Here is a 19,222-nt window from a genome sequence, read left to right as displayed (position 1 = left end):
AATAGATTGGAGCGCGTTCTATTTGCTCACATTTGTGTCAATGAAATTCAAAGCAATCTAACATCACGGCATGCGATGGAGGTTGCCGCAGTCATCGCCACAACGCCATGTCCGATCTTTGCGATCAAGGATGAAGACAATCCTGTCGCCATTGCCGTTTGCAGCCTTGATCTGCCCGGCTATGCGCGCCGCTTGCGGTTTGCATGGACCGATCCAGCATGTCGCAAGATGGGCTTCGGGCTAGCCATCGCTCGCCATGTTGTTCAGAGCGCTAAGCATGTCGGGGTCGCGGTTCGACACGAAAGTGAAAAGCGAATTGCCGAACGGGCTGGTTTCAAGCATTGGCGACGTGCTGACGGCGGATGGGCTGGCGCGACCACGAAAGCAGCATTCCGCATGCCGTTTGCTCATCCGAACCCGACGCGGGAAGCGATTGCCGATGCTATGCGGTCCTTTGGGTTGGAGGGCCGAGCATGACCGTAGCAGTCTATACTTTTGAAAACTGGCAGTGTGGTATCAAGCCTCCGAAGGGGTGGGATTGTGCCGACGCGGTTGCTGATTTCTGGACGAGAGAAAACCTTGACGCATTTATGCGCTCAACCGTCCGGCCTTGGTATCCGCCGACCGACAAGCCGTTGCCTGATCCCGACGAATACGGCGCGACGCCTGAATATCTCGACCATGCACCGCCGCTGGCTGATTACGCGGATCAGGCCGTGCCTCTCTCGCCTGCCGGTTCTGCGCGCCCGGTGCCGAGCGGCGAGCGGCCTATCCTCGACCCGCGCGACCCGTTGCCGTCCGCAAGAGCGCTGATGTCCGCTAGGTACACGGCGGATGACGCAAAGGCTTTGCATCATCACCGTGGCGTTTTTTATGAGTGGACCGGCGCTTGCTATCGTGAAGCCGATAACGACAGCATTCTGGCGCGCATTTGGGAGTATCTCGACGGCGCGAAACGCTTGGGAAAGGAACTCGAAGAAATCCCATTTCAGCCGAACCGTTCCAGTGTGGAAAATGTCTTGGCGGCTCTCAAAGCTGTGAGCAATCTCCCGGCTCATATCGAGCCGCCCACGTGGCTTTCTGACAGTGACATGCCGCCAGCTCATGAGTTGCTGCCGGTGAAAAACGGGCTGCTGCATTTGCCATCGGGGAAATTATATCAGCCCTCGCCCGCTTACTTCTGTCTCAATGCGGCGGACGTGAAATTTGATCCGAACGCACCTAAGCCGAAAGAATGGCTCCGCTTTCTTGATCAAGTCTGGCCCGGCGATACCCAATCGATTGAAGCACTACAGGACATGTTCGGCTATCTTCTGTCGCCCGATACGTCGCAACAAAAGGTCTTTCTTATCGTCGGCCCGAAGCGTTCCGGTAAAGGGACAATTGCCCGCGTTCTTACTGGCATCATGGGGCAGGACAGCGTTGCGGCTCCTACCCTTGCCAGCCTTGCCACGAACTTCGGTCTTGCGCCTCTGATCGGCAAGTCTGTGGCGATGATTGGGGATGCCCGCCTGAGTGGCCGGGCCGATCAAGCGAGCATTGCCGAGCGGCTTCTGTCCATATCCGGCGAGGACAGCATAACCGTTGACCGTAAATTCAAACCGGCATGGACAGGAAGGCTTTCGGCTCGTTTCGTCATCCTTACCAACGAACTGCCGCGCCTTGCAGATGCGTCGGGTGCGCTCGCCAGCCGGTTTGTCGTGCTGACCATGGAACAATCATTCTATGGAAGAGAGGATATGCGTGCCGCTGGCACTGATGCGGGCGATCTAAAAGAAGCTTTTGAGATTGTCCGTCATAGCGCTGGCATGGTTCCGCCGACGCATGAGCAACGTGAAGCCAGTTTCAATGAAGGAATGACGGCTGTTCAGCAGTCCGGGATTTCAGACGCCGACCTGTCAGCGGCGCGCCAGTTCATCGCTGATCTTGAAATCGTTTCGCCGGGAGTGGTCAGGTCCCTCAACGCACATGGGGCTGGGAATGATATCCGTCTTATCAGGAAGGCCGTGGCCGAGGCGCGGCGACGGGGTTATTGATGGCTAGTTGCCCGATGTGCAAATCACCTGTCGGTGTGCTGGGGCTAGATGAATTGCTTGCCTCGCATGGCATCACCGGCCACGCTGCGGCCATCCTCTGCGCGGTCTGGTCGGGTCGTGGAAGCGGAATAACAGCTGAACGTATATTCGATGCGATGTATGCAGATGACCCGGAGGGTGGACCGGCTGTAACTACGATATACCGCTATCTATGGGCTGGATTGGGTGATCTTGATCGCCTCTTGGCTGGCAGTGGTGTTCGCATTTCTTATTCGAAACAGAGCGCGAGCGGGCGATTCAAACTGAGATTGAAAGGGATAAAGCATGAGCGATGACCGCGATCTGATTGAGCTTGGCCGGAGGTTCGATGAAGCTTATGCGACCTATCAAGCCATGATTGATGCAATTCCTGATCGTGTAAGCATCGGTACGGAAACAGCCGCGATTGATGCGGTGGCGCAGCCTGTGCGGGCATTGGCAAGCCAAATTGCGGAAATGCCAGCGACCACGGATGAAGGACACGCAGTGAAGGCGAAAGCACATGCATTCCTTGCCGGTCAGGTGCGTGATGGAAACTAATTATCGCTATTGTGCGTGAGATCGTATGACGTCAGCGGCTTAGTCCCCTAGTCGTCAAGCGAGGCCGTCGCGGGGGTTTCATCGTCCTCGACCGTGACGGCCATGAATTGCAATCCGGTTTCGTTCCTCTCGGATTGCCTTGAGAAGCCCCAAGAGTTCAACCGCGCTCTTGGGGTTTTTCGTTTGCGATGATTCGATTGTTCTGGCGCTATTAACGTTCGACATCACTCCGCGCGCTTACCTAGCGCTTACCCGACGAAAAGAATATTAGCCGACTGAGTCTAACGCCATCGTATCCATTTGATTTTATTGATTTTATGGCGCACCCGACATGCGTTAAGACTATGTTTTTGCTGACTTTATTGGTAAACTGCCGTTGATTTCATTCACCTTGTTAGCATCATAGGCGACACGGTTATCCATAGTGGAAACCAGCCCGGTTATGAAAGCGAGTATGAACAATGGCACGTCACAAACTCAGTGATTCAAAGGTCAAGGCACTTACCAAGCCCGGCGTTTATTCAGACGGAGACGGCCTCTATCTGCGCGTCCAGCCTTCCGGCACCCGGTCGTGGGTTTTTATCTGGCGACGGTTCGGCACCCGCCGGGAGATCGGTTTGGGGCCGTATGGTCGCGGCGCGGCGCATGTGTCGCTTGCAGCGGCTCGAGACAAAGCCGAGGAATGCCGTGCAATCGTTGGACGCGGCTGCGACCCCAAGACCGAGCTTGCCGAGCGCAAAGCCGCAGTCAAGCCTATGACGTTTGGGCAGATCGCGGATGAGTTTGTCGAGGCGATGAAGCCAAAATGGAAATCCGAAAAGTCACTTCAACGCTGGCAGCGGTTCACGATTACCTATGCGGATTCCATCCGAAAGGTTCCTATTGGGCAGGTTTCAACGGACGACATTTTGCGAGTCTTGAAGCCGTTATGGCACACAAAGCCAGAGAGCGCCGCCAAGTGCCGTGAGGCCCTCAAGCTGGTATTGGACCACGCGAAGGCCAGAGGCCTACGCACAGGCAAGAATCCAGCCGAATGGAAAGGTAATCTCGAGGCATTACTGCCACCGCCTGCAAAGCTTGTGCGCGGCCATCATGCCGCGATGGCCTATGGCGACGTTTCCGCCTTCCTCGTCAAGCTTGCTGAGGTGAATGGAGTCGGCGCAAAAGCGTTGGAATTTACGATCCTAACGGCTGCTCGCAGTGGCGAGACCCGTGGAGCAACATGGGACGAGATCGACATTCCCGGCAAGCTATGGACGATTCCAGGCTCACGAATGAAGGCAGGCAAGGCACATGTTGTCCCTCTTTCAGATCGAGCCGTTTCAATCCTAACGGAAATGAAGGCCCGCGCCGTCTGTGACCTCGTGTTCCCCGGTGCTCGCAGCAAGACGCCATTGAGTGACATGACGTTATCGAAGGCGTTGAAATCAGCCGGTGGCGGTAACTACACCGTGCACGGTTTTCGTTCCGCGTTCCGTGACTGGGCAGGCAATGAAACCTCATTTCCCCGTGAGCTGGCCGAAGAAGCCCTCGCTCACGAGATCGGCAGCGCAGTCGAGAAGGCGTACCGCCGCAATGCGGCAGTCGAGAAGCGGCGGCACCTCATGGGCGCATGGGCGAGCTATTTGACGGATCCAAAGGGTGTCGTGATCGTACTTCCCAAGCGGTCGCAATCATTAAATACGGATTAATACAATCCGTATTAATCCCCGAAAACAGAGTTATCCACAGGTTATTTGCTTTCAAGCAAAATCAAAGACTAAGACCAAAAACATATCGAAAACGAAACTTTTTCAGGTGAAAAAAAATACGCAACGTATTGAATAGAAAAGGAAATATTTGACTCCATCTTTCAGTTTTCGTGAAAGATGTTAATTTCACCTTGTCCAACAAAGATGAGGTGTCCAAATGAAAATCGAAAATACAAACCCCACCCTGATAAGCCTTAACGACTGTTGCAGCCTTACTTCCCTGTCTCGAACAGCAATCAATAAAATGCGTGCTGACGGAAGGTTTCCCGAACCAGTTAATCTTGGCGAAAAGAGAATTGCATTCGTCCGGTCGGAGGTTGTTGCTTGGCTCGAGGCTCGCATTGCCTCGCGTCCCCGGAGGGCTGCAGCATGAACACCCCTTCCACCATCGAACACCACACCGCCGAAGTTGTCGGCCATCTCGTCGACGTCAATGACCTCGTCGAAGCAATTTCATCCCTTAGCGCCTGCATCGCAGCTGATCCCGGAATCTCACGCGCATCACAAAACGCCGCCGCCAGCATCGTGGCGTTGTGCCAGAGGATCGACATTGCGCTCGTGAAACTCTGCGAGCTGGAGGAAACACGACAATGAAATACGCGCACACCAGCAAAACCACCCGCCTGATGTTCAACGAGCGCGGCATTCGCAAACAGATCGCGCTTGAGCAACGCATTCGCCGCAAAGCCGCCCGCATGGGTGCCGGAGTGCATCACAGCCGCAAAGGGGGCTGGTTCCTTCTGTCGGAGCCCGGGCGCGCCGACCTCGATATAGCTGGACCCATGTTTGACACCGAACTCGAGTCCTTGCTCAACCGGCTAATCGAGGCAGACGCTGCAAACAAAAACCCCGCGCTGGCAGGAACCTCGCGCGGGGCAGGAAAATCCCATCCGTCACAGACAGGAGCCTCACAATGCCAGCATCTTTGAAGATTCTCAAGCTCACCGTTCATTTCGCATCGTGGGCGGTGCTTCTGGGCAACGCCGGTAACATTGCCGATGTAATTGCGAGGGCCGCGTTATGAGTGCCTCTTTCGAAAAGGCTATGGCCGCATTCCGGGCAGTGCGCACCGCGCCAAGCTTTGATCAGCGAATGTTTGACGCGTATGACCGCGACCGGTTCGCAGAGCATTTCGGTATCACGTCCGAACAAATGCTGGAGATTATCAAGGCGAGCCGCCCAAAGGTGAACGCTGACCGCTTCCAGTGGCTGGAGGCAATCAATCAGCGCCACGACCTTGGCGTAAGAACCCTTCGCGTAGCAGTCGCGCTGTTCGGTTTCACCGGGCAGCATGGATATTCTTGGCCGAGCCAGGCGGGTATCGCCCGCAAGGCTGGTTACTACCCGAAGGACGAACGCAGCATTCGTCGAAGTCTGGCTGTCCTAGCAGATGGGGGATACCTACGAATTATTAAGGCTGCCAACCTTCCGCAAGACCTCAAGGACGTTGCGCTGGCCGCCACGAATGAGGGCGGTTCCGGTCGGTCATATCGCGGAAAGGCTTATGCATTGGTCCCCCCGGAACAGTGGCCAGAAAACAAGCTCACAGGGTCGTCACAACCCTATAACAACAGGGTCGTCACAACCCTGTATAACCACCATACTGAACCCGGACCGGTTTCACCGGATTCTTCTTTTAATCATAGGTCTCTTTCGTCTGACGTTGTGCAGGTGGATACGTATATACAAGGCACTGATCGTGACGGACTTGACTCCTACATGGAGGCATCAAATGGTTGAAGTCGTTCAATTCCCTGATCATCTGGAAAATCACGCCCGTATCCTAGCAGCCAAGCTCCACGGCCAGAGACAGGCATTCCAACACCGCGAAATTCGGGTCGAAGCTGGTCGGCTTGGCGAAAGCGTCATAGCCGCAGGCGGGGAGCGCTGGCAGGGCGTCCGCGTCGAAGATCACTTTCGAGCGCTGGTTTTGCGGCGGCTTGCCGAACTCTCCGGCCTCAACCGCGCCCACCCCGCGCCATTGCTGGCATTTGCCGTAGGAGGTCGACCATGACCGATAACCTCAACATTGAAGTCTTCGCACAAGACGCCGTCGCTGTGATCGAAGCCGAAACCGTGTTCGAAGGCATCCGGTTTGCATCGGGCGACCTTCTGACAATCGAGCTGGAGAGACCTCGCCGGTCATTCGCCGTTGTTCGCAGGATTGGCGAGCAGATCGACGTGATGAGCTTGCACAGTGATCGAGAGAGCGCAGTCCGCCATGCAAAGGCAATCGTAGACCTTATCAAAGAGGAAAGAAGCCTTGACGGGGATGCGCCGAAGGCGGGAGGGCCGGTACAATGAGGACGCCCAAGATCAGACCAAAGCCGAAGGAAGGCGCAACGATAGCCGTTATCCCTATGACTGACGTTCGGCTGCAATGGGCTTCTGACGGAGTGCACCGCGACGGACTACCAGAAGGCAATCCCGACACACAGTTCGGCGTCTGGCAGTTTGGATGCCTGCTATGCATGACGCCGGTTCATCACGTCGCCGTCAACGTCGCGTTGCTCCAAGCCGGGGATGAACACAACGTCGTCGATCTATCGACCGAGACGATCTTGCTTGCCGGGCAAGAGACGTGGGCGCAGTGGCCGACCGGCTGAGCCAGCGCTGGCATGGGGGTGTGGCTCTAGGTTCTTTTACCCCAACCCCCTCCCGCCCACGGGTGCTGCGCAGCGCAGTCTTTGAGTAAATTCCGCAATCTCAAACCCATTTCCGTTTCCGAATAACAGGAGTTAAGACATTGAAAACATTAGAAGTGACACTGTCCGGCGAAGAGCTGGCGACCATTTTGAATCTGACCGACCGTCGAATCCGGCAGTTGGCCGCTGAAGGGGTGATCGAGCGCGCGGTCGAACATGGCCGATACTTGCTTCATCCGAGCGTCTCTCGCTACGTCACTGCGCTGGAATCCCGCCGAGATCCCGAGCTGCAAGAGCTGAACCGCACACGGGCGAAAATGGCGAAAGTCGACTTAGCGAAGCGCGAGGGCTCGTTGATCGCGTTGGACGAGTCGCTGGGCATTGTCGACGAATTGGTAGGAACATTCGTCTCGACGTTGAACATGATTCCAGCAATGATTATCGACCAGGCTGGCCTGTCACAGGCCGAGTTCGTCCGCCAGCGCCGCCGCGTTGAAGACATTATCGACACCGTCCGCATGAAGTTGGTCGAGGACTTGGCGAAGGTTGCGGACCAGCTGCCGAAGCCGCAGGCCGTGGAGTGAACAGCACCCGAATATAAAGGGGGCCTCGTGCCCCCTTTTCTCCATGCGCGGCGACAGGGACCGGCGGACTTCTTCTACCGAATAGTTCGGTACTGTGAACCGGAACGGTCCCCATGCCATAAGCATATCATCGATCTCCGTATGCTAGATTGGACCATGTAGTCTGGAGAGACCTCGAGAGTTTCGCGTCCAGCTGGGCCATGGCCTGCTCGACTCCTTGCTGGATCGCAGCCTTGATAGACGCCGCATCGCCGCCGCCGTGCACTGTGACGTTCACAGGAGCGTGGACCGTGACCCCGACACCGCCACCGATCTTGTGGTTTGGGATGATCGTGCCGTCAGATCCCGGCGCGAAAAGCTCCTGCCCACGTTCATTGATCTGGTAGACGCCGCCTGCTTTCACAGGGCCGCCAGACGCTCGCTTACCGTCGAGCTTCGGATCAAGGGACCCGCCGGACGGTGAAACGGTTGGAGCGGTTCCACTGCGAGCGGTGGCGATTGTCGAGCCTAACAACCGAGCCTTCGCAATGGCCGAGTCTAACTGGCTTGTATCGATCGACAGCTTGCCGTCGATCGTGAGGGCTTGTGTAATCTGTGCCGCCGCCTGATTGGCCTTGGCTTCGCCATCAGCGCCGCCTTGCGCGACCGCTTGCACATAACCACGCATCGCCTCTTGAGCTTGGATCGGCCATCGCATGGTTGCGACCGAGAGATCGGACTCCCCGGTTGCGACGGATGTGCGTGCGGATGAACCACCGGTCCCTATCCCCAGCCAAGAGCGAGGCGTTCCGACTTTTTCCTCAAGGTAGCGGTTCCAGCGTTCGGAGCGTTCCGCGTTCGCTTGCACAAACTGTTTGAACTCGGTCTCGTCAGTCGGAATCGACAAAACGGCTCCCACAGCGCCGAGAGCACCTAAACCGAGCCGACCAGCACCGACACCGCCTCGACCGCCTCCAGAGCCTCCAGAAGGGGCAGACGGGCCAGACTTCCACGGGCCGGGGCGATCACCGCCACCACGCCGACCGCCGAGAACCGTCTTCCCCAGCCCGTAGAGGCCAGCGCCAGCGGCCAAGGCCCCCAGCGCAGTTGCGGCGGCGTATGCACCGGCGGTTAGCTTTGGATACGCGGCGGCGGCGTCCGAAGCTGATTTTGCCAGATCCCCGAGCGGACCGGAAAGCGCGTCGTAAGTTTGTTCATTCGCGCGGTCGCCAGCATTACGAACGTCCTGCACTTTCGACCACGCTTGCGACCTGACAAACTCGGACTCGGTTGCGACGGCACCGCCAGAACTGGCAAGCTGGTTTTCAATCTGCTTTTGCTGGTCTTTGTAAACCTGTAGTGCAATAGCACCGAACAACGCTTGCCGGTCTGCAAATATTTCTCCGAACGTGCTGCCTTCTGCGATGTTTAAAGCACCTTCGATATTCTTCAGACGCTCGTTATTGCTTTTGGAGTCACGAGCCTTTCCGAGTAGCTCCTGATACTGCTTGTTATCCTCCAGCTGCCGATTAAGTATTTCGGAAAGAGCTTCCGGTCCTGAGACGCCAGACTGCCGACGCTTAACCATGTAAGATTGCCAGTCAAACTCGCCATCTTCATTCTTAGGGTCGCCGTCCCTCGCTTTTACTTGATCAGCCATTTGCTTTTGTAGCTCGCGACTGTTCAATTTCTGTAGCGTATTGACTAAATTATTACCGGCTTCGTCAGGGCTGCCAGCCGTTTTGATTTGAGTCTGGTTGGCAGCGGCGAGATACTTGACGGCATCAAGGCCAGTGAGGCCCGACCCGCGTGCAAGTGCCAACTGGCCGGGCAGCCATCGCGCCATGTCACGTAGTTCGAAACCGCCGAGTTGGCCCGCTCGAAGAGCGCTATCAAATGCGAGCTGCATGTCTTCCGATGAATTAATGCCGGAGTTTTTGAAGGCAACGCCCATTCGCGCAACATCTTCCGGATTGGCACCGGACGCGAACGCGGTTTTCAGTATCGGTGTCAGCGCTTGTAAAGCCGAATCCCCTTCGAACAGACCGGACCCGACGAGGGTATTCAATGCCGCCGCCGCTGAATCACGGGTGCCGCCAGACTCTTGCAGTGACCGATTGACGGAATCGGAAGCGCGCACCTTGGCAGCTTGCTTATCCTCTACAGAGCCATCGCCCGCCATTGTGCCAGCGAGAAAAGTCAACGTCTCGTCATAGCTCAATGCTTTTGCGACAGGGCGCGTCAGCATGGAACCGGCGGCATACCCACCAGCCGCAGCACTTGCAGCACCCGACCAGAAACCACCGCCAGCACCACGACCAGGCCGCACAGGCTTCGCAGCTTCCGCTCGCATACGACGCATTTGCGCAACGGTTTTCGCCATCTCGCCGCGTATCGCCGTTTGAGACGACGCAATCGCCGACCGGCTGTTCAACCCGAAAGATCGAAGACTTCGTTCTGTGGCGCGAGCCGCGGCCGCCTGTTGCCTGAATGACGCGCCGAGCGACTTTACAGTGCTTTGCGCGGATCTCAGTTCCGCCTTGAGCTTGCCAGTCGGGCCGGTTGCCGATGCTAGGGCAGCTTCCAGTTCTTTGACGCGGGATCGTGCAGTTCGAAATTGATCGAACGTGGTGCGCATGCCGTTGCGCAGTTCGGTAAACCGACCAGCCGCCGCGGCCTTCTGTCGAAGGTGGTCGAGCTGGTTGCCGAGATTCTTCGCACCAGCCACGCCATTGCGACCGAGCTTGGAAATGTCGCGCTCCAGCTGACCGAGCGCGGCCCCAGTCTTTTTCGCTGGGCCGCTGGCTTGGTCGAGGAGCTGGAGGCGGAGTTGAGCAACACGCGATGTCATTTATAAACTCCATTGATGAGATTGCTTGGACTCATTCATTTCAGTTACATGATTTACATGAAATAAATTGATGTGTCGTGCTTAATCAATAATCGGAGATTATAGGTGGAACAGTTGAGACAAGTCGATATTGCCGAGGCGCTGAACATCAGCGAGCCATCCGCCAGCCGCCTTATGCGTGCTTTGAATCGTTCGGCGTTGCCGCTTAACGACCTCGACATCGTGAAAGCCTTAACCGTTGGCGAGCTGGCGCAGCTTGGTTTCACCATGGCGGTCGGCGCGGAATTGATGAAGGAAGTCGAGCAAGAGGTTCGTTATGTGTTCGAAGGGCATGGCCGCAAGTGCTGGATCTTGTTCGTTGAGACGGAAAAACAGTCTTATCGCGTAGCAGCCCTCACAGCCGGTCACCTCGAAGGCCTCATGGACTCGGTCGGCATGGCTATGGTTCTGCCGCTGCACCGCGCCATTGAGGATGCCCGTGCCAATCTGGAACGCATCCGTCGGCGCAAGTCACAGAGGGCCGCAGCATGAGCGACAAACTCCTCACCAGAGCCGCAAGCATTGCCGCCGGTTCGTCAACGTTGAACGTCGAAGCCCGCACCGTCGAGGTGTGCTGGACGACTGGCGCAGCTGTGAAGCGGTACTCGTGGGACGACGGCTACTACATGGAAGAGCTGGCCGTCACGGCGAAAGCCATCCGTATGGACCGCTTCAACGCCATGTCCCTGCTGGACGGCCACGAACCGACGATGGACGCCCGCCTTGGCACAGTCGTGCCCGGTTCCGTTCGCATCGAAGGTGGCAAGGCTTTCGCCACGCTCAGGCTATCCCGCCACGAGAGCGCCGAGCGCATCCTCCAAGACCTACAGGACGGCCACCCGCTGTCTATCTCGGTCGGATACCGCGTCCACAAATCCGAAAAGACCGAAGGGGAACGAGGCCAGTTGCCGACCCTTCGCGCAATCGACTGGGAGCCGCTGGAATTATCCGCAGTCGCTGTTCCAGCCGATCCCGCAGCAACAAGCCGAAAGGACCCTGCAATGCCTGAACCTATCGAATCCGCCGAAAACGAACAGCGTTCGTTCAAGAAGAGCAACCTCATCACTGAACGCAAGCGTCAAAAGGACATCCGTGACCTTGGCGCGATGACGCGCGGAGTCATCACCGAGGGCGAGATCGAACGAGCCTTGGACGGTGGCACGGACATCGAAGAGTTGCGCACGCTGTACTTCGAGCGCATGGTCGAGCGCCAGAGCGCAACGCCGACTTTCCCAGTTGTCGCAACGCAGGGCATGGGCGGCGGCACCTATGACGACCCCGCGTTCTTCCGTGCAAGCGCCGTGGAAGCCCTGCTTGGCCGTATGCGTGGCACCGAACTATCCCCGGCAGCGCGTGGCGTATTCGCCGACGGTGAAGCCGCTTTCGCCCGCCGTTGCCTTGAGCGCAGCGGTAAGGACGTTCGCGGCTGGTCGGACCAGAGTGTTTTGCGAGCATACGTCACAACCAGCGATTTCGCGCTGATCACCGGAGACGTTGCTAATCTGCGCATTGTCGATTTCTATAAGGAGAGTGTCTCGCAGCTCGGCTTGGTATTCGGTAAGCGAGACGTGACCGACTTCAACGTTCACACGGAGGCATTTGTCGACTGGACGACTCTCCAGTTCGGCAAGGTAAACGAGCACGGCGAGTATCGGTCATCTTTCGTAGATGAAGGCGGCGAGACCATTCAGGTTTCAACCTGGGGCGGAATCGTTGGCCTTTCTCGTCAGTTGGTCATTAACGCCGCTGGCGTGCTGGATAGCATGTCACAAATGCAAGGCCGGGCACTTGCCGGTTATGTCAACAAGCAGCTGTCTGATTTTATTCAGCAGTCCGGTATGGCCGGGCCAAAGATGCGCGACGGAAAAACGGTATTTCACGCCGACCGTGGCAACATCGTGGAGCTGGACATTTCCTCGCCTGCCGCCACCGCTATGGACCTAATGACCAAGCGGGCGGAAATGGCACAGCGCAAGGGGCGTGGGGATTTCATCATCGGTGCATACCCCAAATACTGGATTGTGCATCCAAAGTATGAAGGCCGCGCCATTCAGGCTCTTGCCAGCGTACAGGCTTCTGCCGTGGCGGACGTTAATCCGGTCGCCGGTCGCTTGACGATTATCTCCGACGCGCGCCTCACCAGCGAGACGACATCGTGGCTTGTGGCCGACCCGAAGGAGATGGAAGGTCCAGTTCGCGTATACCTGAACGGGAACGAGAGCCCTTACACGGAAGCAGAGGTCGGATTCGAGATCGACGGCGTGAAATACAAGATCCGCCTCGACCATGGCCTTGGCTGGCTGGAATGGCGTTCGTGGACGCGTCTGGATCATGTCATCCCAGAAGCGCCAGCCGCATAATCAACCGAATTGAGGGAGGAAAAGGTGTCGCAACCTTAGGACTCTCCCTCATGTCGCGCCGGTGATCGTGACTTCGCAAACAATCACCCCAGCCTGCCCCTACCAGAACGGGGGAACGGACAGGCACCAGCCCCCACGTTATCGGCGTGGGGGCAATCTTCAAGAAAGGACTCCGACATGGCTATTTTCGACCGCATGGAACGGCAGCTGAGCCGCACCATTGACCGCACGTTCGCAATCCGGTTCGCCTTCACGCCTATGCGCTCCAGCCCGAACGGTAGGTCAGCTGGAGATCCCGAGCGCCAGAGCTGGACCGGCAGAGGCATTCTCGAGCAGAACTTCGAAGCAGCTGGCGTAGAAATCGGCAAACGTGACGGCACCGGCAACTCACTGCAAAGCCTCGTCAAAGGCCACCGCAGCGAGTTCTCGGTCGACATTCACAGATATCCGGACGCCGTTCATGCCAAACAGGGCGACGAGATCCAGTTCGATGACTTGCGCCGGTTCCGCGTCACTGACACCCGCCGGGATGGAATGAGCAGAATCGTTTGGGCGCTTACCGAATTGAGATAGGGCCGAAGGTGGCAATTTATCGATTTTATAGCCACCGACCAGTTATGAACAGATTTATGCAGAGCGACCTCCGATGTCGCTTTTCTGATTTAAATTCAATACGTTAGATGATTTTAGTGGCGCACCCGACAGGATTCGAACCTGTGACCTCTGCCTTCGGAGGGCAGCACTCTATCCAGCTGAGCTACGGGTGCATCGCCGGGAGGCTTAAGCCTCAATCCAGCCGTTTCTAGCTGAACCACGCCATTGCTTCAATGGTCTATTTGGCAAAATAGCCATGAAAATCCGCGTGTTCTGTTTGTATGCCTTCATTGCGGGATTATCGGCCCTACCCGCGCCTAGCGCGGGAAGGAAACCATATCGCCATAAAGCTCATGGAGCTTGGCTTTCACTGCAGGTGAGTTTTGATAAATGGCGATAAATTGCTTCAGGCGAGGATCATCACGCAGTTCAGGACGTGTCACGAACTGAAACGCATAGATCGGCTCATTTTCGAAGATCAACCCTGACGATGCTTCCAATCCTGCAAGTTTCGCGAATGTCGGATAAGTTGCAGCCGCATCCACATCATCCAACGATCGCGCTATCTGCGGGCCATCAAGCTGCACGATCTTAAGAGGCTTCTTCCAGGTCAAAACATCCTCAAGGCTGGCGCGCTGATCTGTACCAGGTTTCAGTTCCAGAAAACCTGCCTGCTGCAAAAGAAGCAGAGAACGGCCCGTGTTAATTACATCGCCAGAGAAAGCGATCTGAGCATTATCGGGGAGATCCTCAAGCTTAGAGTATTTTTTGGAATAGAGTCCGAAAGGTGTGCTGAACGCGGGTGCAACTGCGACAAGCCCATTGCCCGTATTCGAATTTGTGTAATTCAAATAGGGAATATGCTGGAAGAGATTGGCATCGACTGTCTTATCCGCGACGGCAGTATTGGGTGTGTTCCAATCGCTAAACTCCACCAGCTCCACATTCAATCCCTGCTCCTTTGCTTCAGCTGCGGCTATTTCAGCAGCCTGATTAGAGATGCTCGTGGCAAGAGCTATCCGCAATGTATCCTTTTCTTCAGCATGAAGACCAACAGGCAACGATGGTCCAAAGAGCGTTGCTACGGAAAGAAACAAAAAGCGGCGACGGTGCAGCTTGCCGGAAATGTTTGGCACAGGAGATTCTGGGAAGACGGTCATGTCAGGCCTAAAGTTGATATTCTTTATCTAGTATATAGATCGACGTGAGCATTAAGAAGCAAAATCGACAGCTTGATCGCAACGCATAGAACACTTGATCACGATCAATGAGGCCAGCGTTGGTTATCTCTAATTGTCTTATTAACATCATTGGACGGCGGCAGCTTCTCGATCAGCAGCCGTTTATGACTGCCTAAATACCTCCTCCCCCTCGCTTAACAGCAGAAAAGGATACATCATGTCAAATACAGCCAGAGTTGCATTGGTAACAGGTGCAGCACAGGGTATTGGACGCGGCATCGCTCTCCGTCTCGCCAAGGATGGCTTTGATATTGCACTGGTCGACCTGAAGGCAGACAAGCTTGAAGCCGTTAAAAAGGAAGTTGAAGCGCTTGGGCGCAAGGCATCCACCTTCTCCGCCGATGTCAGCAAACGCGATGATGTTTATGCTGCGATCGAGCATGCCGAGAAGGAACTGGGTGGATTTGATGTCATCGTCAACAATGCCGGCATTGCACAGGTTCAGCCGATTTCCGATGTTAAGCCGGAAGAAGTTGACCGTATCCTGAAAATCAATATCGAAGGCGTTTTATGGGGCATTCAGGCAGCGGCAGCCAAATTCAAAACGCGCGGACATAAGGGCAAGATCATTAATGCTTCATCGATTGCGGGCCATGATGGATTTGCAATGCTGGGTGTTTATTCGGCTACCAAGTTTGCCGTTCGCGCGCTCACACAGGCCGCTGCAAAGGAATATGCAAGCGCTGGCATCACTGTGAATGCTTATTGCCCTGGCATCGTTGGGACAGACATGTGGGTCGAAATCGATGAACGTTTCTCGGAGTTGACCGGCGCGCCAATAGGCGAAACCTACAAGAAATATGTCGAAGGCATCGCGCTTGGCCGTGCTCAGACGCCGGAAGATGTTGCCTCGCTGGTATCGTTCCTCTCGAGCCCGGATTCAGACTACATTACCGGACAGGCGATCCTTACCGATGGCGGCATTGTTTACCGCTAAACATGGGACAAAAAAGGCGGGAAATTCCCGCCTTTTCCTTATCCGGCATGCAGACCCGGTGCTTCCTGGCCGGTGCTCTCAACATACTCGGTGTAGCCGCCGCCATATTGTTGAATACCATCTGGCGTAAGTTCCAATACACGATTGGACAGTGCCGCAAGAAAACGCCGATCATGCGATACGAAAAGCATCGTTCCTTCATAGGACGAAAGTGCTTTGATCAGCATTTCCTTGGTATCGAGATCCAGATGGTTCGTCGGCTCATCAAGTACGAGGAAATTCGGCGGATCAAACAACATCGCTGCCATCACCAGCCGGGCTTTCTCGCCGCCGGAAAGCACACGGCATTTCTTTTCAATGTCATCGCCCGAGAAACCAAAACAACCGGCCAATGCACGAAGCGGTGCCTGCCCTGCTTTTGGAAAACGCTGCTCCAGCCATTCGAGAATGGTGCTGTCGCCATCCAGAATGTCCATCGCGTGCTGCGCGAAATAACCAAGCTTCACACTGGCACCAAGGTTTACAATGCCTTGGTCTGGCTCGGTCGTTCCTGTAACCAGCTTAAGCAGCGTCGATTTTCCTGCACCATTCACGCCCATGATGCACCAACGTTCACGACGGCGAACCATGAAGTCCAGACCATCATAGATCGTGCGGCTTCCGTAGGCCTTGTTGACGCCTTTGAGACTGACCACGTCTTCTCCTGAGCGCGGTGCAGGGGCGAAATCAAAAGCGACGGTCTGGCGGCGACGGGGCGGCTCGACCCGGTCGATTTTCTCAAGTTTCTTTACACGGCTCTGCACCTGCGATGCGTGGGACGCACGTGCCTTGAACCGTTCAATGAACTTGATTTCCTTGGCCAGCATAGCCTGTTGGCGTTCAAATTGAGCCTGCTGCTGCTTTTCATTAAGTGCACGCTGACCTTCATAGAATCCATAATCACCATTATAGGAATTGAGCGAGCCACCATCAATTTCGATAATCTTGGAGACAATGCGGTTCATGAATTCGCGGTCGTGCGAGGTCATGAGCAAAGCACCGTCATAATTCTTGAGAAATGCTTCAAGCCAGATAAGGCTTTCGAGATCGAGATGGTTGCTCGGTTCATCGAGAAGCATAACGTCGGGACGCATCAAAAGAATGCGGGCAAGAGCCACGCGCATCTTCCAGCCGCCGGACAATTTACCGACGTCGCCGTCCATCATTTCCTGACTGAAACTGAGACCAGCAAGAACTTCACGCGCACGACCATCCAGCCCGTAGCCGTCCAGCTCTTCGTAGCGGGCCTGAACCTCGCCATAGCGCTCAATAATTGCATCCATCTCGTCGAGACGATCAGGATCGCACATCGCGGCTTCCAGTTCACGCAACTCTGCGGCCACAACACTGACCGGGCCTGCCCCATCCATCACTTCCGCAACAGCCGAGCGCCCACCCATCTCGCCAACATTCTGGTTGAAATAGCCGATCGTTACGCCTTTCTCGACTGTGACCTGACCTTCATCGGGCAACTCTTCGCCGGTAACCATACGGAAAAGCGTTGTCTTGCCAGCGCCATTCGGTCCGACAAGGCCAATCTTCTCACCACGGTTCAATGCGGCGGAAGTTTCGATAAAGAGAATACGGTGGCTGTTGGACTTGCTGATATTGTCGATGCGGATCATGTGCGTGGGAGGCCTTGTGATAACTTGGCCTCCCTATCGCATGGCTTGCCCGCGCTGTCACGTGGCGCGATGGCCGTTGAGACCATTCTTCGCTTAAGGAATGTGGTGCAGCCACTTCTCAGTAGCGAATTTCTCCTCTACGAGCTGCTCGGCTGCAGCAAACTCCTCCGGTGTGATTGATCCGCTCACGCCGCCATTCAATGATACGAACATTTCCGTCATGCGGTCGATGACTTCGCGGCGCGGCAAGCCGGTCTGGCTGCGCACAGGATCAACGCGCTTGACAGCACTGGCCGTACCCTTATCTGAAAGTTTTTCTCGCCCAATGCGCAGAACTTTCACCATTTTCTCGGCGTCCATATCGTAAGCCATGGTGACATGATGCAGAACGGTGCCGCCGGAATACCGCTTCTGGGCCGCTCCGCCAATTTTACCCTTCGAGCTCGAAATATCGTTGAGCGGCTTATAAAATGCGTCAATTCCAAGCGAATTGAGCGATTTTAGAACCCATTCATCAAGGAATGCGTAGGAATCGGCAAAGCTCATATCGCGGACCAGATCACCGGGCGCATAGAGCGAATAGGTAATCGAGTTGCCCGGCTCTACAAACATGGCGCCGCCACCCGTTACGCGACGCACGGTTTCCACACCCAATTCGCTGGTTGCTTCCATATCCACTTCATTGCGCAGTGACTGAAACGCGCCAATGATGATCGACGGACGTTCCCACTCCCAAAACCGCAAAGTCGGCGCACGGCGTCCTGCAGCCACTTCGCGCGCCAGAACTTCGTCCAGAGCCAGATGCATTGTCGGCGTAAGAGGCGGAATATCAATAATCTGCCATTCATAGTCGCGCCATGTACGAGCAACGCCGAGCGCGCGACGAACAGCAATTGCCACAGCTTCCGGGCTAAAACCGATCATGAATGCATCAGGACGAAGTCCCTTACGGACAGCGTCCGCAATCTCCTCGGCCGAGGCGGTCGCTGGTAAGCCATTCAGTGCATCGCGAATATCATCGAGAGCTTCGGCCGGTTCGAGGAAAAAGTCGCCTGCGACCTGAACCTGGCTCAGTTTGTTATCCTGAACTTCCAGATCGATAACGACCAGTTTGCCACCGTGGACTTTGTATTCACCATGCATTTTCTTACGACCTTGCTGACGGGAAACATCAGACTGCACTCTTGCGGATTCAACACAAAAAGGGAACTATCTAACTGGATTTTTTACACGATTTGCGTTCAATTAACCTCACGTGCATGAGATTTCGACCAGTTGAAATGCGGGTCGCCGTTCATTCTATATTCAAGAACTAAATTCTATAAGAACGCATCAGACATTCAAACAATGGTGTTAGCCATGGCAGCTCTTCTGTCTAATAAAATCAGCCTCATCGTAGGCGTGTCAGCCTTCGTTGCATCTTTATACGCATTTGCTCCCGCTCCAGCGGAAGCAGCACAATTGCAGCGTTGTGCCGGTGAAAATGAAACTTGCAGGCTTCCTTATCCGACCGAAGTCATCTACGGCGCAAATGGCCGCGGAACGTCTCAGTTCATCGACGGCCCGAACGTGCGTTGCTCTAATCAGGTTTTTGGTGATCCAGCACCTGGCACACGAAAAAGCTGCTCTTTTGTCGTCCGTGATCGTTATGAAAACCGGCGTGATGACCGTCGCAACGATTGGCGCGATAACCGTCGCGATGATTGGCGTGATGATCGTCGCAATGACTGGCGCGATGATCGCGGTCGCGGCGACTGGCAGCAATGTGCAAAAGAAAAAGGCTTCTGCGATTTTTATGGTCGCAAGGTCGTGCGTTACGGAGCCAAGGGACGTTATGTAGAGCGCGTATTCCGTGATGGCGTCCGCTGTGACAACCGTAGTTTCGGCGATCCTGCGCGCGGTCAGAAAAAAGCCTGTTACATTCAGGACTAAAATAGAAGAGCAGATAATTAGGCGCCGGTC

Annotated in this window: 22 protein-coding genes and 1 tRNA gene; 18 read left to right on the top strand and 5 right to left on the bottom strand. The window is 55.6% G+C overall.

The features are described from left to right. Positions 1-75 precede the first annotated feature (75 nt). The 13 genes from CEV33_RS24050 (at position 76) to CEV33_RS19445 (ending at position 7,595) form a co-directional block, all read left to right on the top strand. Positions 76-477, top strand: coding sequence for a GNAT family N-acetyltransferase (locus CEV33_RS24050; protein WP_208620220.1), 402 nt, complete (start codon positions 76-78; stop codon positions 475-477). Continuing rightward, on the top strand, positions 474-2,036 hold the full coding sequence (locus CEV33_RS19500) for a DNA primase family protein (protein WP_208620219.1): 1,563 nt from the start codon (positions 474-476) through the stop codon (positions 2,034-2,036). Before CEV33_RS24050 ends, CEV33_RS19500 begins: the two co-directional genes overlap by 4 nt. Continuing rightward, complete coding sequence (locus tag CEV33_RS19495; protein ID WP_094542032.1) at positions 2,036-2,371, top strand: hypothetical protein; 336 nt, start codon at positions 2,036-2,038, stop codon at positions 2,369-2,371. Before CEV33_RS19500 ends, CEV33_RS19495 begins: the two co-directional genes overlap by 1 nt. Then, the gene (locus CEV33_RS19490; protein ID WP_094542031.1) at positions 2,361-2,615 is read left to right on the top strand and encodes a hypothetical protein; all 255 of its coding nucleotides are present in this window, start codon (positions 2,361-2,363) and stop codon (positions 2,613-2,615) included. The genes CEV33_RS19495 and CEV33_RS19490 overlap by 11 nt, the downstream gene beginning before the upstream one ends. Before the next feature lie 461 nt (positions 2,616-3,076). Continuing rightward, a complete protein-coding gene (locus CEV33_RS19485; RefSeq protein ID WP_094542030.1) occupies positions 3,077-4,306 on the top strand; it encodes a tyrosine-type recombinase/integrase in 1,230 nt (409 codons plus the stop codon). A 217-nt stretch (positions 4,307-4,523) separates the two neighbouring features. After that, positions 4,524-4,739, top strand: coding sequence for a helix-turn-helix transcriptional regulator (locus CEV33_RS24610; protein ID WP_094542029.1), 216 nt, complete (start codon positions 4,524-4,526; stop codon positions 4,737-4,739). Next, positions 4,736-4,960, top strand: a complete 225-nt coding sequence (locus CEV33_RS19475) for a hypothetical protein (RefSeq protein WP_094542028.1) — start codon at positions 4,736-4,738, stop codon at positions 4,958-4,960. Before CEV33_RS24610 ends, CEV33_RS19475 begins: the two co-directional genes overlap by 4 nt. Next, a complete protein-coding gene (locus CEV33_RS19470) occupies positions 4,957-5,295 on the top strand; it encodes a hypothetical protein (RefSeq protein WP_094542027.1) in 339 nt (112 codons plus the stop codon). Before CEV33_RS19475 ends, CEV33_RS19470 begins: the two co-directional genes overlap by 4 nt. Positions 5,296-5,386: 91 nt before the next feature. Further along, positions 5,387-6,106: a helix-turn-helix domain-containing protein gene (locus tag CEV33_RS19465; RefSeq protein ID WP_094542026.1), complete on the top strand. Its 720-nt coding sequence runs from the start codon at positions 5,387-5,389 to the stop codon at positions 6,104-6,106. Continuing rightward, complete coding sequence (locus tag CEV33_RS19460) at positions 6,099-6,380, top strand: hypothetical protein (RefSeq protein ID WP_094542025.1); 282 nt, start codon at positions 6,099-6,101, stop codon at positions 6,378-6,380. Before CEV33_RS19465 ends, CEV33_RS19460 begins: the two co-directional genes overlap by 8 nt. Beyond that, entirely contained in the window at positions 6,377-6,670 is a 294-nt protein-coding gene (locus CEV33_RS19455; protein WP_094542024.1) for a hypothetical protein, read from the top strand. The genes CEV33_RS19460 and CEV33_RS19455 overlap by 4 nt, the downstream gene beginning before the upstream one ends. After that, the gene (locus CEV33_RS19450) at positions 6,667-6,972 is read left to right on the top strand and encodes a hypothetical protein (RefSeq protein WP_094542023.1); all 306 of its coding nucleotides are present in this window, start codon (positions 6,667-6,669) and stop codon (positions 6,970-6,972) included. Before CEV33_RS19455 ends, CEV33_RS19450 begins: the two co-directional genes overlap by 4 nt. Before the next feature lie 140 nt (positions 6,973-7,112). Next, positions 7,113-7,595, top strand: a complete 483-nt coding sequence (locus CEV33_RS19445; RefSeq protein ID WP_141211603.1) for a hypothetical protein — start codon at positions 7,113-7,115, stop codon at positions 7,593-7,595. A 127-nt stretch (positions 7,596-7,722) separates the two neighbouring features. Here CEV33_RS19445 and CEV33_RS19440 read toward each other — a convergent pair whose 3' ends face one another. Beyond that, on the bottom strand, positions 7,723-10,425 hold the full coding sequence (locus CEV33_RS19440) for a phage tail tape measure protein (protein WP_094542021.1): 2,703 nt from the start codon (positions 10,423-10,425) through the stop codon (positions 7,723-7,725). Between the two features lie 105 nt (positions 10,426-10,530). Here CEV33_RS19440 and CEV33_RS19435 point away from each other — a divergent pair, with 105 nt between their 5' ends. The 3 genes from CEV33_RS19435 (at position 10,531) to CEV33_RS19425 (ending at position 13,397) form a co-directional block, all read left to right on the top strand. Then, positions 10,531-10,956, top strand: coding sequence for a hypothetical protein (locus CEV33_RS19435; RefSeq protein ID WP_012093070.1), 426 nt, complete (start codon positions 10,531-10,533; stop codon positions 10,954-10,956). Then, positions 10,953-12,824: a phage major capsid protein gene (locus CEV33_RS19430; RefSeq protein WP_094542020.1), complete on the top strand. Its 1,872-nt coding sequence runs from the start codon at positions 10,953-10,955 to the stop codon at positions 12,822-12,824. The genes CEV33_RS19435 and CEV33_RS19430 overlap by 4 nt, the downstream gene beginning before the upstream one ends. Before the next feature lie 177 nt (positions 12,825-13,001). Next, positions 13,002-13,397 (top strand): hypothetical protein, encoded by a 396-nt coding sequence (locus CEV33_RS19425; protein WP_094542019.1) that lies wholly within the window; start codon positions 13,002-13,004, stop codon positions 13,395-13,397. Between the two features lie 117 nt (positions 13,398-13,514). Here CEV33_RS19425 and CEV33_RS19420 read toward each other — a convergent pair. Together CEV33_RS19420 and CEV33_RS19415 are read right to left on the bottom strand one after the other, a co-directional pair. Further along, a tRNA-Arg gene (locus CEV33_RS19420) sits at positions 13,515-13,591 on the bottom strand. A 144-nt stretch (positions 13,592-13,735) separates the two neighbouring features. Next, positions 13,736-14,578, bottom strand: coding sequence for a MetQ/NlpA family ABC transporter substrate-binding protein (locus tag CEV33_RS19415; RefSeq protein ID WP_094542018.1), 843 nt, complete (start codon positions 14,576-14,578; stop codon positions 13,736-13,738). 238 nt (positions 14,579-14,816) lie between these two features. Between CEV33_RS19415 and CEV33_RS19410 the strand changes: the two genes are divergently transcribed. Next, a complete protein-coding gene (locus CEV33_RS19410; RefSeq protein ID WP_094542017.1) occupies positions 14,817-15,596 on the top strand; it encodes an acetoin reductase in 780 nt (259 codons plus the stop codon). A 38-nt stretch (positions 15,597-15,634) separates the two neighbouring features. On the opposite strand, the gene CEV33_RS19405 is transcribed toward CEV33_RS19410, so the two are convergent. After that, positions 15,635-17,260 carry an ABC-F family ATP-binding cassette domain-containing protein gene (locus CEV33_RS19405; protein ID WP_094542016.1) on the bottom strand — a complete coding sequence of 542 codons (1,626 nt, stop codon included), beginning with the start codon at positions 17,258-17,260 and terminating at the stop codon, positions 15,635-15,637. A gap of 93 nt (positions 17,261-17,353) precedes the next feature. Beyond that, a complete protein-coding gene (locus tag CEV33_RS19400) occupies positions 17,354-18,442 on the bottom strand; it encodes a lipoate--protein ligase family protein (protein WP_235818454.1) in 1,089 nt (362 codons plus the stop codon). 177 nt (positions 18,443-18,619) lie between these two features. Between CEV33_RS19400 and CEV33_RS19395 the strand changes: the two genes are divergently transcribed. Continuing rightward, positions 18,620-19,192, top strand: a complete 573-nt coding sequence (locus CEV33_RS19395) for a hypothetical protein (protein ID WP_094542014.1) — start codon at positions 18,620-18,622, stop codon at positions 19,190-19,192. Positions 19,193-19,222: the final 30 nt, after the last annotated feature.

This window comes from Brucella grignonensis (assembly GCF_002252505.1).
GTDB lineage: Bacteria > Pseudomonadota > Alphaproteobacteria > Rhizobiales > Rhizobiaceae > Brucella > Brucella grignonensis.
This window is presented reverse-complemented; position numbering and strand designations above follow the sequence as displayed.

Bases quoted from the DNA above. Each gene is read 5' to 3' on its own strand.
- CEV33_RS19465 (WP_094542026.1), top strand. From the start codon at position 5,387: ATGAGTGCCTCTTTCGAAAAGGCTATGGCCGCATTCCGGGCAGTGCGC.
- CEV33_RS19410 (WP_094542017.1), top strand. From the start codon at position 14,817: ATGTCAAATACAGCCAGAGTTGCATTGGTAACAGGTGCAGCACAGGGT.
- CEV33_RS19485 (WP_094542030.1), top strand. From the start codon at position 3,077: ATGGCACGTCACAAACTCAGTGATTCAAAGGTCAAGGCACTTACCAAG.
- CEV33_RS19500 (WP_208620219.1), top strand. From the start codon at position 474: ATGACCGTAGCAGTCTATACTTTTGAAAACTGGCAGTGTGGTATCAAG.
- CEV33_RS19425 (WP_094542019.1), top strand. From the start codon at position 13,002: ATGGCTATTTTCGACCGCATGGAACGGCAGCTGAGCCGCACCATTGAC.
- CEV33_RS19495 (WP_094542032.1), top strand. From the start codon at position 2,036: ATGGCTAGTTGCCCGATGTGCAAATCACCTGTCGGTGTGCTGGGGCTA.
- CEV33_RS24050 (WP_208620220.1), top strand. From the start codon at position 76: ATGGAGGTTGCCGCAGTCATCGCCACAACGCCATGTCCGATCTTTGCG.
- CEV33_RS19405 (WP_094542016.1), bottom strand. From the start codon at position 17,260: ATGATCCGCATCGACAATATCAGCAAGTCCAACAGCCACCGTATTCTC.
- CEV33_RS19415 (WP_094542018.1), bottom strand. From the start codon at position 14,578: ATGACCGTCTTCCCAGAATCTCCTGTGCCAAACATTTCCGGCAAGCTG.
- CEV33_RS19395 (WP_094542014.1), top strand. From the start codon at position 18,620: ATGGCAGCTCTTCTGTCTAATAAAATCAGCCTCATCGTAGGCGTGTCA.
- CEV33_RS19455 (WP_094542024.1), top strand. From the start codon at position 6,377: ATGACCGATAACCTCAACATTGAAGTCTTCGCACAAGACGCCGTCGCT.
- CEV33_RS24610 (WP_094542029.1), top strand. From the start codon at position 4,524: ATGAAAATCGAAAATACAAACCCCACCCTGATAAGCCTTAACGACTGT.
- CEV33_RS19470 (WP_094542027.1), top strand. From the start codon at position 4,957: ATGAAATACGCGCACACCAGCAAAACCACCCGCCTGATGTTCAACGAG.
- CEV33_RS19450 (WP_094542023.1), top strand. From the start codon at position 6,667: ATGAGGACGCCCAAGATCAGACCAAAGCCGAAGGAAGGCGCAACGATA.
- CEV33_RS19475 (WP_094542028.1), top strand. From the start codon at position 4,736: ATGAACACCCCTTCCACCATCGAACACCACACCGCCGAAGTTGTCGGC.
- CEV33_RS19440 (WP_094542021.1), bottom strand. From the start codon at position 10,425: ATGACATCGCGTGTTGCTCAACTCCGCCTCCAGCTCCTCGACCAAGCC.
- CEV33_RS19490 (WP_094542031.1), top strand. From the start codon at position 2,361: ATGAGCGATGACCGCGATCTGATTGAGCTTGGCCGGAGGTTCGATGAA.
- CEV33_RS19460 (WP_094542025.1), top strand. From the start codon at position 6,099: ATGGTTGAAGTCGTTCAATTCCCTGATCATCTGGAAAATCACGCCCGT.
- CEV33_RS19430 (WP_094542020.1), top strand. From the start codon at position 10,953: ATGAGCGACAAACTCCTCACCAGAGCCGCAAGCATTGCCGCCGGTTCG.